Genomic DNA, 17,144 nt, shown 5'->3' on the forward strand with positions numbered 1-17,144 from the left:
GTGGGAGAGGCAATAGTAATTACATCTGGAAAAGGCGGAGTAGGTAAAACTACTACATCTGCGAACATTGGTACGGCCCTAGCGTTATCTGGAAAGAAAGTGTGCTTAATTGACACAGATATCGGTCTTCGAAATTTAGACGTAGTAATGGGGCTGGAAAATCGTATTGTATTTGATCTTGTTGATGTCGTTGAAGGGCGTTGCCGTTTACCTCAGGCTCTTATTAAAGACAAACGTTTTGATGATCTTTATTTATTACCTGCAGCACAAACGAGTGATAAATCAGCGGTAACACCTGAACAAATGGATGAATTAATACAAGTATTACGTCAAGATTATGATTACATATTAATCGATTGTCCTGCGGGGATTGAGCAGGGATTTAAAAATGCGGTAGCTGGTGCGGATAAAGCAATCGTTGTTACGACTCCAGAAGTATCCTCAATGCGCGATGCGGATCGTATTATTGGGCTTTTAGAAAAAGAGGATATTGAACCACCCAAACTTGTTATTAACCGTGTACGTAGTCATATGCTTCATGAACAGGATATGTTAGATGTTGATGAAATTGTACGTACATTGTCAATCGAGCTTCTTGGTGTTGTCGAAGATGACGATGAAGTTATTCGAGCTACAAATACAGGTGAACCTGTGGCGTTGCAACCAAGCGGAAAAGCAGCGTTGGCTTATCGTAATATTGCAAGACGCTTGTTAGGTGAGAATGTACCATTACAAGCATTTGAACAAGAAAAGGTATCGGTATTTGCAAAGGTGAAAAACTTCTTTGGAATCCGTTAAGAGCACTTCGCACATATGCGAGGTGCTTTCTTTTTTCTTCACACGAATATCTTTCTTTCTTAGCTCATACATATGTACAAACTGTATACAACTGTTTCTAATGAAATTAGCTTAACGAAAGAAAGGAGACAGTATGAAGAATAGACGCGTAGAAGAAATTAAAAAGCGGATTGCAAAAAGGAAGGCCGAGCAAGAAAGGATGGAGGAAGAGCAGTATTTTAACGGAGGGAATTTTGATAGTGAAGCAGTATTTATTGAAGATGGAGAAAAGGAAATGCATCCTTTATTTCGAAAGGAAGTCTTTTTCTTCAAAGTTTTATTATCAGCAATATTAGTTCTTTCGGTTGCTATTTTATATAAGAATGCTCCTTCTTCATTCAATGGAGCTAAAGCTGTTACAGAAAAAGTGATGAAAGAGGAATTTCAGTTTGCTACTGTAGCGAAATGGTACGAAAAGCAATTTGGAAAACCGCTTGTATTCTATTCGCCGAACGAGAAAAAAGAAGGAAGTATTCAGCAAAAAGATTATGCAATTCCTGCTTCTGGAAAGGTAATGCAAGGGTTTCAAAAAAATGGCCAAGGTGTATTTGTCCAAACAGCTACAAATGCAAAAGTGGAGTCAGTAAATGAAGGGTTAGTTGTTTTTGCAGGCAAGAAAGAGGAACTTGGAAATACAGTTCAAATTCAACATGCAGATGGTACAGAGTCATGGTATGCAAACTTAAACGATATGTCAGTGAAATTATATGATTACGTTTCAAAGAAACAAAAAATTGGAACGGTGAGTAATGATACAAATGATAAAAATGGAAAGTTTTATTTCGCGATAAAAAAGAATGAGAAATTTATTGATCCGATCCAGGTGATATCATTTGATTAAATATAGGGACGTTTTAACGAAAATTTCCGTGCATCCATTATTTTGGGTTATTATTGTCATTGGTATTTTTACTGCGCGTTTTAAAGAGTTACTACTGTTATTTTGTATTGTTCTTATTCATGAACTTGGGCATGCTTTTGCAGCAGCACACTATAATTGGCGTATAAAAAGAATTCAGCTTTTGCCGTTTGGTGGCGTTGCCGAGCTTGAGGAACATGGTAATAAGTCATTGAAAGAGGAACTTGTTGTCGTAATTGCAGGACCGATTCAACATGTTTGGATGATGCTGGTAGGTTATATGTTGTTCAAAGCTGGTTGGCTGAATGCAGATTTATATTATTTCTTCATGTGGAATAATATAATTATTTTAGCATTCAATTTACTTCCTATTTGGCCGTTAGATGGCGGGAAAGTATTGTTTAATGTATTATCATATCGTTTCCCTTATTTACAAGCACATGAAAAGATGATGCAATTGTCATGTGTTTTTTTTAGTGTAATATTAGGATGGCAGTTACTTTGGAATAGTAACAATATTATGATGTGGGTACTACTCATATTTTTAGCAGTGTCATTATATCAAGAGTGGAAACAAAGACGGTATGCATTTATGCGTTTTTTATTAGAACGTTATTATGGAAACAAAAGAGGAATCGAAAAGATTGCACCTATTGAAGTGCAAACGGAAGATCGTTTATATACGATCTTCACAAAATTTCGTAGAGGATATAAGCATTCTATTATCGTCCGTGGAAAATATAAAGAGCATTACACATTGGATGAAAATGAATTGCTCTATGCATATTTTACTGAAAAACGAACAACTTCATCAGTTGAAGAATTAATCGGTTAGTGTTGACGATAGCACTAACCTTTTATTATTGTAAAAGCAAAGAAGATTATAAAGTGAGGAAATAATTTTGAAAACGTTATATGTGAATTACGCTGGTTCGGAAAAGCGCGTTGCAATTGAAGAGAAGAAAAAGATTGTTGAGTTTTTATGGAAACGTAATGAAGAGCAAGAGATTGTTGGGCATATTTATGTTGGACGTGTCGTAAGAACAATTGCTGGAATGAATGCAGCTTTTGTAAACATCGGTTTAGAAAAACATGCTTACCTTTCATACGATGATGTACCATCTTCTTATCGTATACATGAAGGGCAAGCGATACTCGTACAAGTTGTGAAAGAGGCAATTGATACGAAAGGGCCTAAATTGACAGCGAATATAGAATTTACCGGGAAATATGTCGTTTATATGCCGTTTGATGAGATGCGCGCTGTTTCTCGAAAAATAAAAAATAATAAAAGAAGAAAACAGTTACTCCAAATTGAAATAGAGGGAACGGGGGGGTACATTTTCCGTTCTGCTTCTGAAAAAGGAGCAATTGAAGAAATACAAGCTGAAATGCAAGGATTACAACAGTTGTATGAAGAGTTAAAAAGAAAAGAGGGTCAAGGAAAGGTGCCGTTATTACTTCATCGACCGGCGACCTTTTTAGATCGTGTATTTCAAGAGAACCCAATTGAAACAATTGAAAAAGTAGTTGTAGATACAAGAAGTATAGTAAAGGAATTAGAAGACAAAGTTGGAAAAGAAAAAGTATCTTTTTATAATGAAAAGTCTTCGATGTTTAACCATTTTGGAATAGAGCGTGAGATTGAGAAAGCACTCCAAAAAATTGTTTGGCTTCCAAATGGTGCTTATTTAATTGTAGAACAAATGGAGACGATGACTGTAATTGATGTGAATACGGGCAAGTTTACGGGAAAACAAAATTTACAAGATACAGTACTTCGCACAAATGAGCTAGCCGCTGAAGAAATTGCACGCCAATTAAGACTTCGTGATATTGGTGGTATGATATTAATTGATTTTATTAATATGAAAAAAAGAGAAGATAAAGAAAAGGTAAGAGAATGTCTCATAGCTGCTATGCAAGATGACCGAACATATACAAGGGTGCTCGGTTTTACGGAGCTAGGGATTTTGGAAATGACACGTAAACGTAAAAAGCATTCTTTACGGGACGTATTATTAAAAGAGTGTGTACCTTGCAAAGCGACGGGTTATGTGATGTCGCATGAAACAATTGCGTATGAGTTAGAGAGAGAACTAATCACATATGGCAATATAGAAGATGAAGCAGTATTAATCGCTGCGCCTAAAGAACTGCAAAAACAGTTTTTGCAAAAAGGATTACAAAAAAATATTCCATTTGAAATTTATTTCAAAGATGATATTATCGAAAAGTATGCTATCGTTCGTTTTGGAAGTAAAAAAGAAATTGTAGAACGGAAAAAATAGTTAGCAGAACATTTATTGACAACCGTCTATGATTCATGATAACATCTTTATGTTATAGTTTATAGCACCTAAACGGCTATATGCTACAACCGCACAAGACAGGTTCCCTAAAGGCATTTATGTCTACCTCGTTTTTGGCGAGTCTTAGTAATTAAGAGGAGGTGCAAGTATGTACGCAATTATCGAAACAGGTGGAAAACAAATTAAAGTTGAAGCTGGTCAAGCAATCTACATTGAAAAATTAGATGTTGAAGCTGGTGAAACTGTTACTTTTGACAAAGTTCTTTTCGTTGGTGGCGAAAACGTTAAAGTTGGTAGCCCAGTTGTAGAAGGTGCAACAGTTACTGCGAAAGTTGAAAAACAAGGTCGCGCTAAGAAAATCATCGTTTTCAAATACAAAGCGAAAAAGAACAATCGTAAGAAACAAGGTCATCGTCAACCTTACACTAAGCTAGTTGTTGAAGCTATCAACGCTTAATTCTGGTTAACATGATTAAAATTACGATAAGTCGCACGAAATTAGGAAGTATCCAATCATTTAAAATGACTGGACATGCCGATTATGCGCCACATGGACAAGACCTTGTCTGTGCTGGAACTACAGCGGTTGTGTTTGGTTCTATAAATGCAGTGGAAGAACTTTGTAATGTGCAAGCAACTATTGAACTCGGAAGTGATGGCGGATTCTTAACGTATGAATTGCCTAATGATTTAGACGTTCATGCAGCAGAAAAAGCACAAACGCTTTTAGAAGGATTAGTTGTTTCGCTTAAGACGATCGAACTTGATTACGGAAAGTATATCCGTTTAATAGAAAAAGTGCAGGAGGTGTAACGTATGTTAAGATTAGATCTTCAGTTTTTCGCATCTAAGAAAGGTGTAGGTAGTACAAAGAACGGTCGTGACTCTCAGTCAAAACGTCTTGGTGCTAAACGCGCAGATGGTCAAACGGTTACAGGTGGTTCAATTCTTTACCGTCAACGCGGTACAAAAATTTATCCAGGTGTTAACGTTGGTCGTGGTGGCGATGACACTTTATACGCGAAAGTTGACGGCGTAGTACGCTTTGAGCGTCTTGGTCGTGACCGCAAACAAGTGAGCGTATATCCTGTTGCTCAAGAAGCATAAGAACTCACGGAAAACTCTAACCTGAGTGCAGGTTAGAGTTTTTCTATATTAAGGGGTATCTAAATGAATGAAAAATGGACAATTATAGATGCATTGCGCCATTCAAGACATGATTGGCTCAATCGTATGCAGATGGTGAAAGGAAACCTTTCCCTTGGAAAAGTGGAAGAAATTCATAGTCTCATCGATCGTTTTGTCCAAGAAGCGAGACAAGAATCCAATCTGATGGGGCTATCAATGCCTTTATTTTCAGAGTGGATTTTAACATATAATTGGAAACAGCAGCCGTGCTTATTGGAGTACGAAGTATTAGGGAAATTACATAACTTATCTCACTTAGATGAGACTGTATGTACATGGACGAATCAATTTTTCTCGATGCTTCAGCATAGTTTAGACGTATATGTTGAAAATTATGTTTGTATCACAATTGAATGTGACGCGGATAATGCTCGTTTCTTTTTTGATTTTCGTGGTAAGCTAACGAGTGTAGAAGAACTACAGAATTGGCTTGCGACCCAAAACAATAAATGGTATTCCATTTCTTATACAGTGCGAGACGAAGAAGTCTCAGTTATATTACAACCAATTGAAAAAAGTGTGGTGAAATAATGTTTGTAGATCAGGTCAAGATATATGTAAAAGGCGGCGACGGTGGTAATGGTATGGTTGCGTATCGTCGTGAGAAGTATGTACCAAAAGGTGGCCCAGCAGGTGGCGACGGAGGTAAAGGTGCAGATGTTGTTTTCGTAGTTGAGGAAGGCTTACGTACATTAATGGACTTCCGCTACCAACGTCATTTCAAAGCTGATCGCGGTCAGCACGGAATGAGTAAAGGTCAGCACGGACGTAAATCTGAAGATTTACTTGTAAAGGTTCCGCCAGGAACAGTAGTAAAAGATGAAAAAACTGGTCAAATTCTTGCCGATTTAGTAACGCATGGACAAACTGCTGTAATTGCAAAAGGTGGCCGTGGTGGCCGTGGTAACTCACGTTTCGCAACAGCTACGAACCCAGCGCCAGAAATCGCTGAGAACGGGGAACCAGGTCAAGAGCGTGATGTTATTCTAGAACTTAAAGTACTAGCAGACGTTGGACTTGTTGGATTCCCAAGTGTAGGTAAATCTACATTATTATCTGTTGTATCATCAGCGCGTCCGAAAATTGCAGAGTATCACTTCACAACAATCGTTCCGAATCTTGGTGTTGTTGAAACTGGTGATAACCGCAGCTTCGTTATGGCTGACCTTCCAGGACTAATTGAAGGCGCACATGCTGGCGTCGGACTTGGACACCAATTCTTACGTCATATTGAGCGTACACGTGTAATCGTGCATGTTATTGATATGTCTGGTTTAGAAGGCCGTGATCCATATGAAGATTACGTAACGATTAATAATGAATTGAAAGAATACAATCTTCGCTTAACTGAGCGCCCGCAAGTTGTTGTTGCAAACAAAATGGATATGCCAGATGCAGAAGAAAACTTACAAGCATTTAAAGAGAAAGTGGGAGACGAAGTAAAAATCTTCCCAATCTCAGCTGTAACAAGACAAGGTGTTCGTGACTTACTGTTTGAAGTAGCGAACTTAATAGAAACAACACCAGAATTCCCAATACATGAAGTTGCGGATGAGTCTGATACAAGTGTAATGTACAAATTTGATACTGAAGGTGTTAAATTTGAAATTACACGTGAAAGTGATGGCACGTTTGTTATCTCTGGTTACGATATCGAGAAAACATTCAAGATGACAGACTTCTCACGTGATGAATCTGTACGTCGTTTCGCTCGTCAAATGCGCGGAATGGGTATTGATGAAGCGCTTCGTGCACGTGGTGCAAAAGACGGAGATATTGTAAAAATTCTTGAATATGAATTTGAATTTATCGATTAAGACTGCCGAAATACGGCAGTCTTTTTTTATATCGTAAAAATCGGATTTGTATAGGAAAAAATCCCCACTAATTAAATTTTCAATTTATAATAAAAAGGGGAGTGGTTTTTAGAAGAATTTTTTATGGGGAGAAAACGAACATGTATAAAATATTAATTGTAGAAGATGATGAGAAAATCGCGGGAATATTAGAAGAGCATTTAGAAAGATATGGATATCAATCATTTAGAGCAAGTGATTTACGTCAAATAAAAGATGAGTTTGTAAAAGTGAATCCTCATCTCGTGTTACTTGATATTAATTTACCGTACTTTGACGGTTTTTATTGGTGTCGTCAAATTCGTACTGTATCGAATGCGCCAATTATTTTTGTTTCTGCAAGAACAGGAGAAATGGACCAAGTAATGGCGATTGAAAATGGCGGCGATGATTATATTACGAAGCCATTCCATTTAGATATCGTAATGGCAAAGGTGAAGAGTGCGCTTCGCCGTGGTTACGGAGAGTATGCTTCTGCTGCTGAGAGTGATTGTTTAGGTGTAAATGGACTGTTGTTATTCCCGTCTCAGCATATTGTTGAGTGGCAAGGACAACAAACTGAACTGACAAAAAATGAGTTTTACTTATTAGAGTGTTTAATGAAACAGGTGAATCAATATGTAACGCGCGAAGAACTGTTAGAAGCTCTATGGGATGAAGTAGCATTTGTGGATGATAATACATTAACCGTAAATGTAAAACGTGTAAGGAAGAAACTAGAGGAGTTAGGCATTAAAAATGCAATTGTAACGAAACGTGGATATGGTTATGCGCTTCTTACGGAGTGGGGCGAAGGGCATGAAGGTTAAAATTTACCTCATGGACCGCTTTTCTTTAATTCTTTCTTATATTGTTAGCCTTTGTTTATTTGGGCTCGTTTTACAGTTGCAAAGTCTTTTAGAAAAGCGATCCATTGATTGGAGTACATGGTTATATGGACTTTTATTAGGAACAGTTGTGTTTACTGTATACCTCATTTACGATTACCGAAAACGGATTGTGTTTTTAAAGAGGATTGAAAAGTATGTTACTGGTGGAAATACATTACATGACTCTTTACTTATTGATGAATCTTATACATCAGAGCAAGAAATGGTCGTTGAATCTTTTACGTTATTAAGACAGCAATATATGAATGAAGTTCATAAACAGCATGCGAAAGAGCAACAGCAAATGATATTTATGAACCAATGGATTCACCAAATGAAAACACCAGTATCTGTTATTGAATTATTGCTGCAAAAGTTTGGCAAAGAGCATCGTGAGGCAAGAGCAACAGTTGAAAGTATTCGTGAAGAAAATAACCGTATACTAAATGGTTTAGATTTAGCGTTACATATGGCAAGACTAGAGCAGTTTGCGAAAGATTATAAGGTAGAAGTAGTAAATGTTATAGATGTCGTGCGAGGTATTATTAATGAAAATCGGAAATCCTTCATTCAATCGTCTGTATTTCCGAAAGTTATGTTTGAAGAAGATACTTGTATGGTTGCCTCTGATAGAAAATGGCTAAGTATTGCTATAGGTCAAATTGTTGTAAACGCAATTAAGTATACGAAAATTTCAGCGGCAGAGAAAAAAGAAATTCAATTTCAAATTGAAGAGAAAGACCAAAAGGTGTTATTACATATTAAGGACAATGGAATCGGTATTCCAGAGCAAGATGTAAAGCGTATATTTGATCCATTCTTTACGGGGGTAAATGGCCGTAAAACGAGAGAAGCGACTGGAATGGGGTTATATATTACGAAGGAAATTTGCGATAATTTACATCATGGAATGTATGTTCAATCGGCTGAAGGAGAAGGGACAACATTCACGTTCCAATTTGCAAAAGATGAAGAATATCATACATTGATGAGAAAAATGACAAAACTGTAAGATAACAAAACGTTTTGTAAGGGAAATCACTCGTTTCTTTTTCTTATTTTTCTTATAGTAAATGTAAGAAGAAAACACGTAGGGGGATTAGAAATGAGTGTTCTTGAAGTAAAAGGATTAACGAAGGTGTACCAATCAAAAGGTTCAGTAGCGACGACTGCTTTAAACGATATAAATTTTAAAATAGAAGAAGGCGAATTTGTAGGGATTATGGGTCCTTCAGGAAGCGGGAAAACGACGCTTTTAAATTTATTAGCAACAATTGATAAGCAAACTTCAGGTCATGTGCTTGTAAATGGTGAAGAAATTAATCAAATGCGTGCTGCAAAATTAGCGGAGTTTCGCCGTACACATTTAGGGTTCATCTTTCAAGATTTTAATTTACTTGATACGCTATCGATTAAAGAAAATATTATTTTACCTCTTGTAATGGCGAAGAAATCTGTAAATGAAATAGATGCAAAAGTGCTTGAGATTGCAAAGTTCTTAAATATTGAAGAAATATTAAATAAAAAAGTATACGAAGTATCTGGGGGACAACAACAACGTGCAGCAGCAGCGAGAGCAATCATTCATGAACCGACGTTAATTTTAGCAGATGAGCCAACTGGAAACTTAGACTCGAAGTCAGCGAAATCGCTAATGGGCGCTCTGCAAGATTTACACGAGCAAAAGAAAGTAACGATTGCAATGGTTACGCACGATCCAGTAGCGGCTAGTTATTGTGAACGTATCCTTTTCATACGCGATGGGGAAATTTTCTCGGAAATACATAAAGGAAGAATGAAACAAGCCTTTTTCCAAGAAATTCTGGACGTACTTGCGATGCTAGGAGGAGAATATCATGAACTTTCGCCAGCTCGCGCTTAATAACGTAAAAGGAAATTGGCGTAACTATAAAGCGTTTCTTATAAGTAGTTGTTTATCGATTGTCGTATTTTTCATGTATGCTTCTTTTATTTATCATCCAGATGTCGTAAGCGGTAATATTAGTATGAGAAAGATGATCACAAAAGGATTAGAATCGATGAATTATATTGTGGTCATCTTCTCGGCACTCTTTATTTTATATGCAAATTCAACGTTTTTACGAGCAAGAAAAAAAGAGTTTGGTCTACTAACATTAATAGGCGGAACGAAATCGCAGCTCGGCCGAATGATTATATTAGAGCAACTGATGTTAGGTAGTATTGCAATTGTAATTGGTATTGGGGTTGGAATGCTTTGTTCAAAATTATTTTTCCAAGCGTTAAGCGTATTATTGAAAATAGATAAGACACTTCCACTTGTTTGGAATAGTAAAGCAGTTCTTATTACAGCTGGCGTATACTTTATCCTATTTTTAATCCTATCATTGTTTAGCGTTTGGACGGTAGGACGCTTGCAAATTATTGATTTATTAAGAGAAGCTAGAAAGCAAAAAGTAGAGCCGTTTGCATTTACATGGTTATGTGTAGTTGGTATAGGATGTATTATTGTTGCATATGTACTTAGCTTCCAAGTAACGTTTCTGAATTTCCTCATCCTCTTTTTACTGGTGGTAGGACTGACAATTGGCGGAACGTATTTATTATTTACACAAGGTAGTACAGTTGTATTAAAAGCATTACAAAAAAGAAAGCAATCTTTCTATACGTATCCAAATATGTTTGTTCTTAGCAATCTTATTTATAAAATGAAAGATAATGCTCGTTTTCTATTTGTAATTTCTATTATTACGGCGGTAGTATCTTCAGCAGTAGGTACACTGTACGTATATTTTGAAAATATGAGTGCGAAAACGGTAGAACTTACACCACATGCTATTTCATATGAGGAAAAGGGGTTAAATACGCATAATCTTATTAATGAAGAAAAGGTACAGGAGCTTGTGAAGAGACACGGGTTTGAAGATGCGCGAAAAGTAACCTACGTTAAACTACCGGCAACACAGAAAATAACGTTGTTTAATAGTGAACATGAAGTACCGATGACGATTATTTCAGAAAAAGAATATAATGCAGAAGTGCGCAAACAAAAGAGAGAGCAACCTACAGAAGTTCATAATGCACCAGGTAGTGCAACGATGGTTATGGTTGATATGTCAAATGAACTGATGAAGATAGATCGTACGAAACCGTATGAATTTACAATTAACGGGCAAAAGCAGTCTGTTCAATTAAATAATCCAACGCAGTATTCTGTTTTTAATGATAGTGAATATCTTATTGTAAATGATCAAGATTTTGAGAAATATGCAAAACTCGTACCAGATGAAGAAAAGACGAAATATTACGGTTATTATATCGAGGATTGGAAAAATACAGAAAATCTTGTATTAGATTTGAAAAATGAAATTGCACCAGAAAAGCAAGGAGAATTGAGAAATTCAGTGTTTGCGTATAAGGATATAAGAGAAGGTGGAGCAATTACAATGTTCATCGGTTTCTTCGTAGCGGTACTGTTCTTCTTCTTCGCTTGTAGTATGACATATTTTAAATGGTTTAACGATAAAGAACAAGATCGTATTCAATTTAAATCGTTAAAGAGAATCGGTATGACAGATAAAGAAATTCGCAAAATTGCGATTCGACAAATGGGAGTTATCTTCTTTATCCCAATTTTAATCGGTTCCATTCATAGTGGAGTTGCTCTTCATACGTTAGGGAAAATGCTTTATATTGATTTATGGAAATCAGGTGCGCTTGTAATTGGAGCATACATTTTAGCTTCTGCCATTTACTTTATGATCGCGCAAAGAGGATATTTAAAACACGTAAAAAGCTAGGGGAACCTCTAGCTTTTTGCCTATGTAGTAAGTTACAGGAGGACGATAGATGAACATTTGGCAACTAGCGCTGCAAAATATAAAAGGAAATTGGCGTAATTATAAAGTGTTTTTCTTAAGTAGTTGTTTTGCAGTATTTGCTTCTTACGCATATATGTCTGTCATTGTGCATCCGTATATGCAAGAGACGATGTGGTATCAAAACGTACGTTGGGGACTTATCATATGTAATGTTATAATCATTTCTTTTTTCGTCATATTTATTTTGTACTCTACTTCTATTTTCATAGAAGCACGTAAGAAAGAATTAGGGTTATATATGTTAATGGGAGCAACGAAATCTAACGTAATAGGAATGATTATGACCGAACAAATTTTAATCGGGGTCTTCGCGAATATTTTCGGTATTGTGCTCGGTATGATATTTTTAAAACTCTTTTTTATGGTATTTAGTATGTTACTGGGGCTTCCGAAAGAACTCCCTGTGATATTTGACGTAAGGGCGATTGGTGTAACATTTATTACATATATGGTCGTTTTTATTTTGTTATCTTTTATAAGTGCTTTACGTATATGGAATATAAAAATCATTCGGTTATTGAAAGAATTTCGAACAGATAAAAAAGAGAAGAAAACATCAAAGTGGCTTTGTTTATTCGGTTTTGCTTGTTTAGTGGGCGGGTATGCGTTGGCGCTACAAGTGACGATGACTACGATAGCAATATACTTTTTCCCTGTGTCTATACTTGTCTTTTTTGGAACGTACTTTTCTTTTACACATGGAGCTACCCAAGTGTTAGAAATGATAAAGCGAAATAAAAAGATTATGTATACATATCCGTATTTATTTATAGTGAATCAATTGTCACATCGAATGAAGGAAAATAGTCGCTTTTTCTTTCTGATGTCTATGGCAACGACGTTTGTAGTTACAGCAACAGGTACGGTGTTCTTATATTTTTCTAGCATGCAAGATATGTGGCGAACTGGAGGGGTACACTCGTTTTCGTACATAGAAAAAGGTATTTCTACTCATGAAGTCTTTGAGGAAGGTGCGGTTGAAAAATTACTGCATCACTATGAGTATGATGATTTTCAATATATGAGTTTTGTTGGAGTTTATGCATCCTTTCAGTCTAATAAGGGAGAAACAACAATAGTACCGCTTATAAAAGAAAGTGAATATAACCAAGAAGCAAGGAAACAAAGACAGAAAACGTATCGTCCTAAAAAAGGTACAGTGACACTCGTTTATTATAATAAATACAATAATTCGAATGTATATAATCAAAAAGAGATTCAATTGCAAGTAATGAATCAACCATATCAATTCGTATTTAACGGCCAGAAAGAAGGGATTCAATTTAACTATCATCCTTCGTACATTAATGGTCTGTTCTTCGTTATGAATGATAAAGACTTTGACAGTATAGCAAATCAGGTTCCTGATTCTGAAAAAATGATATATAGAGGCTACACATTATCAAATATCGAAAAGACGAAGAAATTAAATGAAGATTTACGGAGACATATAAAACAAGATAATAATAATGCATTTCGAAGCAATATGGAGTTGTATGTAAATATGAAAGAAGTCGGCGATATTACTCTATTTGTAGGCTCATTTATTAGTATATTATTCTTTCTCACTTCATGTAGTATCGTGTATTTTAAATGGTTCCATAATATTGCATCGGACCGAAAGCAGTATGGTGCACTCTCTAAACTTGGAATGACGAAGGAAGAAGTATGGAAAATTTCTCGTTGGCAATTATGTATGCTATTTTTTGCGCCAATTATAGTAGGGAGTATGCATAGTGCAGTTGCATTATATACGTTTCATAATACGCTTTTTATGGATGGATCATTAAGAAAAGTAGGTTTGTTCATTCTGTTTTATATCGCAGCATGTATCATTTATTTCTTCTTCGCTCAAAGAGAGTATAAGAAACATTTAGACTAGCGAATGCTAGTCTTTTTTAAATATTCGAAATTTACATAGAAGAATATAAAAAAGTATGGTATAACAGTAAGAAAACGAAAAAGAGGGGAAAAGACGATGATTCGAGTAGGATATTTAGGACCAGAAGCAACATTTACAAATATGGCGGTGAGTCGTTTTTTTCCGGAAGCAGAGCATGTACCGTATCGAACGATTCCAGATTGTATAGATGCAGCTGCAAATGAAAATGTAGACTTCGCAGTTGTACCGTTAGAAAATGCAATAGAAGGTTCAGTGAATATAACGGTTGATTACCTTGTACATGAGCAGCCGCTTTCCATTGTAGGAGAAATTACAGTACCAATTCAGCAGCATTTACTTGTACATCCTCAGTATGCAGAAGTGTGGGAAGAAGTATATGCAGTGCATTCTCATCCGCATGCCATTGCACAGTGCCATAAATTTTTAAATGAAGAATTAAAAGGAGTAACTGTTCGAGATATGACATCTACAAGTGCTGCTGCACAATATGTGAAAGAACATCCTGAAGAGAAAATTGCCGCTATTGCAAATGAAGCGGCTGCAGAAAAATACGGATTAACAATTGTGAGACGTAGTATTCATACGCATAAAAATAATCATACACGTTTCTTAGTACTCCATAAGAAAAAGAAAGCAGTACTCCCGAATAACGGAGAGAACCGCGGAGAGAAAACGACGCTTATGATAACGTTACCTGCAGATTATGCAGGTGCCCTATATCAAGTGTTATCAGCTTTCGCATGGAGAAAATTAAACTTATCAAAAATCGAATCGCGTCCGATGAAAACAGGTCTTGGAAATTACTTTTTCTTAATCGATGTCGATAAAGCATACGATGACGTATTATTGCCAGGCGTAACGATGGAACTTGAAGCACTCGGTTTTTCTGTTACTGTGCTGGGGAGTTATTCTTCTTATTGGTTGTAAGATGTAGATGGAATGTTGGTGTTTGTCTAATCGTCAATATCATTTCATTGCCTAATATATTTTTTAATAGATTAATAAAATCCCACCTGCAGAAGGTGGGTTCTTTATTTTAACTTCGCAAGACGATCTTCTAATTGACCACGCCAAATATCAGCTAGTTCTGGAACAGCAAGAATCTTCTCGATGCCATCTTTATCTTTTCTATTATGAAAATAAATTTCGTTAGAGAATAAAACGGAAACATTGCTTGATGGACGTTCTAGTAATGTAATTTTTGAATCTTTACGTACAGTACCTTCTTGAAGAACGCGGCATAGGTAGCCAGTAAATCCAGTTGCTACAATACGCGGCAGTATGCCAGGGATGCCAAGACGTTTTGAAATTGTGCTACAAGGTACGCGAGCTTGCGTTACTTGAATGATTGCTTCGCCTAGTTGATATGTATCTCCGATGCATACGTCATGCTCTAACATATTTGTTACGGTAATGTTTTCGCCAAATGCGGAAGCTGGAAGTGTTGTTTGAAATTCTTTTTCCCATAGTGCGTAATGCTCGTGTGAGTACACACAAACTGCGCGATCAGGTCCACCGTGGTGTTTTAAATCTGCTACATCATCACCAAGGAAGCCATCTTTTGATAGGAAAGCTTCTTCGGTAAGTTCTTTACATATACCGGTAATCATTTCTTTATCTTCGCCATATTTCATTTGTTTCGGTTTGCCAATGCTAAAGTGAACGAGTTCAATTCCCATATTTGATCTCCTTTACGATTGATTACAATATTATAGCATTAAAAAAGCACAGAGAATGATAAAAACTCTGTGCTTTACATTAATAAACGAGAAATCCTGCTTTATCTAACGCCTCACAAGCAGCATCTAATTTTTCTTTAGAATCTGCCTCGATTGTATGTAAGTGAATACCATCTGTTAGTTGTGAAAGATAGGAAGCATTTGTGTTTTCGATTTTTTGTAAATATTGCTCTACATCAAAGCGATTGCTTACCATAATGGAGGCTGTTAAGTCACCGTATACAGGATGCTCAACTTTTACGTCTTTAATCGTAACGCCATGGTCAACAAGCATTGTAAGTTCCTGACGTACTTCTGCTGGTTTATGTTGGCATACGATTACGCGTTCAAAAGTTTGTTGTTTCTCTTGTGGCTTTAAATATAAATAGCCTTGAGCAGTTGCAATAATTGGTTCGTTTCGTGCTTTAAGCAAGGAAATATCTTGCACGATAACTTGTCTACTTACGTTCGTCTTTTTCGATAGTTCATTCCCCGATAACGGTTCATTTGCAGCAAGAAGCCACTGGAGGATAAGTTGTCGTCTTTCTTCACCTAAAATCTTTTTTTGTTCATTTTGTTTCATTATGATTTAACACCTCTATAAAATTGATTTCCAATTGTGTGTAGTGCATGAATAGTAGTATCAATTTGATCTTTCGTTGTTTGTTGTCCGAAAGAGAAGCGGACATATTGTTTTGCCTCTTCATACGTTTTTCCAATTGCAAGCATAGTTTTCGAAGGTTCTTGTTTGCCGACTTGGCAAGCACTTCCGGTGGAAATGGCGATACCATGGCGATTACATTCTAGCATAGTATATTGACCTTCTATTCCTTTTATTGTAACCCCAACAATATGTGGTAAACAAGAAGTAGAATGACCTTCTACTGTAATTTCTAGTGGAAGTGTTTGTATTTGCTCTAAAAAGTAGGATCGTAACTCTTTAAAACGTAAACTTTCTTCCCATTGAGTTTTTAATATATTTTCAGCAGCTGTTAAAAAAGATGCGATGCCGGGAACGTTCACTGTACCTGGGCGAAATCCTTTTTCGTGAGAAGTTCCTGGAAATACTTGTTCCCAGCGAGTTTGCGGATTTATGTAGCAAGCGCCGACACCTTTTGGTCCGTATATTTTATGTGCTGAAACAGAAAGACTATCAACCCCCATCTCAAAAACATGGATAGGCAGTTTACCAAACGTTTGCACACAATCCGTATGAAATAAAACATTATATTTTTTTAAAAGTGCCCCGATTTCTGTAATGTTTTGAACGGTTCCGATTTCAGAGTTTCCATGCTGTATACTTGCTAGCACAGTATCTTCCGTAATAGCTGCCTCTAAATCTACTAAACAAATGAGTCCATTTTTATCAACAGGAATTTCAGTGATCGTATAGCCTTTTGATTTTAGGGATTGAAAATAACTTCGAATGGATGCATGTTCCATAGGTGTCGTAATAATATGCTTCTTATTTCGGGCCTTTAGAAGTGATTGGATCGCAAGATAGTTCGATTCCGATCCACCACTTGTGAAAAATACTCCTTGTTCTTTTCCTCCAATCATTTCCGCAAATGTTTTTCGGCAAACTTGTAATAAAGAAGAAGCCGTTCCTCCAATATCATGTAAACTTTGTTCATTTCCGAAGTATTGCGATGCTGCTTTCATATATGTTTGTAACGCTTCCTCGCTCATAGGTGTAGTAGCTGCATAGTCAAGATATATCATCATGTAAGTTCCTCTCTCTA

Annotated in this window: 18 protein-coding genes and 1 other annotated feature; of the genes, 15 read left to right on the forward strand and 3 right to left on the reverse strand. The window is 36.4% G+C overall.

What is annotated here, in order from left to right; genetic code table 11:
* The 15 genes from minD to pheA all read left to right on the forward strand — a co-directional run bounded on the left by minD (nucleotide 1) and on the right by pheA (nucleotide 14,611).
* On the forward strand, nucleotides 1-798 hold the full coding sequence (gene minD / locus BLT20_RS04940; RefSeq protein ID WP_000503309.1) for a septum site-determining protein MinD: 798 nt from the start codon (nucleotides 1-3) through the stop codon (nucleotides 796-798).
* 133 nt (nucleotides 799-931) lie between these two features.
* A complete protein-coding gene (spoIVFA, locus tag BLT20_RS04945) occupies nucleotides 932-1,678 on the forward strand; it encodes a stage IV sporulation protein SpoIVFA (protein WP_000797471.1) in 747 nt (248 codons plus the stop codon).
* A complete protein-coding gene (gene spoIVFB, locus BLT20_RS04950; RefSeq protein ID WP_000599058.1) occupies nucleotides 1,671-2,531 on the forward strand; it encodes a stage IV sporulation intramembrane metalloprotease SpoIVFB in 861 nt (286 codons plus the stop codon). The genes spoIVFA and spoIVFB overlap by 8 nt, the downstream gene beginning before the upstream one ends.
* A 67-nt stretch (nucleotides 2,532-2,598) precedes the next feature.
* On the forward strand, nucleotides 2,599-3,987 hold the full coding sequence (locus BLT20_RS04955; RefSeq protein WP_000855484.1) for an Rne/Rng family ribonuclease: 1,389 nt from the start codon (nucleotides 2,599-2,601) through the stop codon (nucleotides 3,985-3,987).
* A 77-nt stretch (nucleotides 3,988-4,064) separates the two neighbouring features.
* Nucleotides 4,065-4,142 (forward strand) — a sequence feature (ribosomal protein L21 leader region).
* Nucleotides 4,143-4,156: 14 nt separating this feature from the next.
* Nucleotides 4,157-4,465 (forward strand): 50S ribosomal protein L21, encoded by a 309-nt coding sequence (gene rplU / locus BLT20_RS04960; protein ID WP_000270907.1) that lies wholly within the window; start codon nucleotides 4,157-4,159, stop codon nucleotides 4,463-4,465.
* An 11-nt stretch (nucleotides 4,466-4,476) separates the two neighbouring features.
* The gene (locus tag BLT20_RS04965; RefSeq protein WP_001973720.1) at nucleotides 4,477-4,821 is read left to right on the forward strand and encodes a ribosomal-processing cysteine protease Prp; all 345 of its coding nucleotides are present in this window, start codon (nucleotides 4,477-4,479) and stop codon (nucleotides 4,819-4,821) included.
* A 3-nt stretch (nucleotides 4,822-4,824) separates the two neighbouring features.
* On the forward strand, nucleotides 4,825-5,115 hold the full coding sequence (rpmA, locus tag BLT20_RS04970; protein WP_000944958.1) for a 50S ribosomal protein L27: 291 nt from the start codon (nucleotides 4,825-4,827) through the stop codon (nucleotides 5,113-5,115).
* Between the two features lie 63 nt (nucleotides 5,116-5,178).
* Nucleotides 5,179-5,727 (forward strand): sporulation initiation phosphotransferase B, encoded by a 549-nt coding sequence (locus BLT20_RS04975; protein ID WP_001003584.1) that lies wholly within the window; start codon nucleotides 5,179-5,181, stop codon nucleotides 5,725-5,727.
* The gene (gene obgE / locus BLT20_RS04980; RefSeq protein WP_000497128.1) at nucleotides 5,727-7,013 is read left to right on the forward strand and encodes a GTPase ObgE; all 1,287 of its coding nucleotides are present in this window, start codon (nucleotides 5,727-5,729) and stop codon (nucleotides 7,011-7,013) included. The genes BLT20_RS04975 and obgE overlap by 1 nt, the downstream gene beginning before the upstream one ends.
* Before the next feature lie 140 nt (nucleotides 7,014-7,153).
* A complete protein-coding gene (locus tag BLT20_RS04985; protein WP_000276723.1) occupies nucleotides 7,154-7,861 on the forward strand; it encodes a response regulator transcription factor in 708 nt (235 codons plus the stop codon).
* On the forward strand, nucleotides 7,851-8,933 hold the full coding sequence (locus BLT20_RS04990; RefSeq protein ID WP_000865179.1) for a HAMP domain-containing histidine kinase: 1,083 nt from the start codon (nucleotides 7,851-7,853) through the stop codon (nucleotides 8,931-8,933). The genes BLT20_RS04985 and BLT20_RS04990 overlap by 11 nt, the downstream gene beginning before the upstream one ends.
* Before the next feature lie 93 nt (nucleotides 8,934-9,026).
* Entirely contained in the window at nucleotides 9,027-9,803 is a 777-nt protein-coding gene (locus tag BLT20_RS04995; protein ID WP_000114528.1) for an ABC transporter ATP-binding protein, read from the forward strand.
* Nucleotides 9,778-11,700 (forward strand): ABC transporter permease, encoded by a 1,923-nt coding sequence (locus tag BLT20_RS05000; protein ID WP_001011411.1) that lies wholly within the window; start codon nucleotides 9,778-9,780, stop codon nucleotides 11,698-11,700. Before BLT20_RS04995 ends, BLT20_RS05000 begins: the two co-directional genes overlap by 26 nt.
* Before the next feature lie 49 nt (nucleotides 11,701-11,749).
* On the forward strand, nucleotides 11,750-13,663 hold the full coding sequence (locus tag BLT20_RS05005; RefSeq protein WP_001028684.1) for an ABC transporter permease: 1,914 nt from the start codon (nucleotides 11,750-11,752) through the stop codon (nucleotides 13,661-13,663).
* Between the two features lie 96 nt (nucleotides 13,664-13,759).
* Nucleotides 13,760-14,611 carry a prephenate dehydratase gene (gene pheA, locus BLT20_RS05010; protein ID WP_000621705.1) on the forward strand — a complete coding sequence of 284 codons (852 nt, stop codon included), beginning with the start codon at nucleotides 13,760-13,762 and terminating at the stop codon, nucleotides 14,609-14,611.
* A gap of 104 nt (nucleotides 14,612-14,715) precedes the next feature.
* Here the strand turns inward: pheA and BLT20_RS05015 are convergent, their stop codons facing one another.
* The 3 genes from BLT20_RS05015 to BLT20_RS05025 all read right to left on the reverse strand — a co-directional run bounded on the left by BLT20_RS05015 (nucleotide 14,716) and on the right by BLT20_RS05025 (nucleotide 17,127).
* The gene (locus tag BLT20_RS05015) at nucleotides 14,716-15,363 is read right to left on the reverse strand and encodes an MOSC domain-containing protein (RefSeq protein WP_000510677.1); all 648 of its coding nucleotides are present in this window, start codon (nucleotides 15,361-15,363) and stop codon (nucleotides 14,716-14,718) included.
* 79 nt (nucleotides 15,364-15,442) lie between these two features.
* Nucleotides 15,443-15,985, reverse strand: a complete 543-nt coding sequence (locus tag BLT20_RS05020; protein ID WP_000812275.1) for a transcription repressor NadR — start codon at nucleotides 15,983-15,985, stop codon at nucleotides 15,443-15,445.
* Nucleotides 15,985-17,127 (reverse strand): IscS subfamily cysteine desulfurase, encoded by a 1,143-nt coding sequence (locus BLT20_RS05025; RefSeq protein WP_000973770.1) that lies wholly within the window; start codon nucleotides 17,125-17,127, stop codon nucleotides 15,985-15,987. Before BLT20_RS05025 ends, BLT20_RS05020 begins: the two co-directional genes overlap by 1 nt.
* Between the last annotated feature and the right edge of the window lie 17 nt (nucleotides 17,128-17,144).

The sequence above is a fragment of the Bacillus sp. cl96 genome, from assembly GCF_900100505.1.
Lineage (GTDB): Bacteria > Bacillota > Bacilli > Bacillales > Bacillaceae_G > Bacillus_A > Bacillus_A cereus.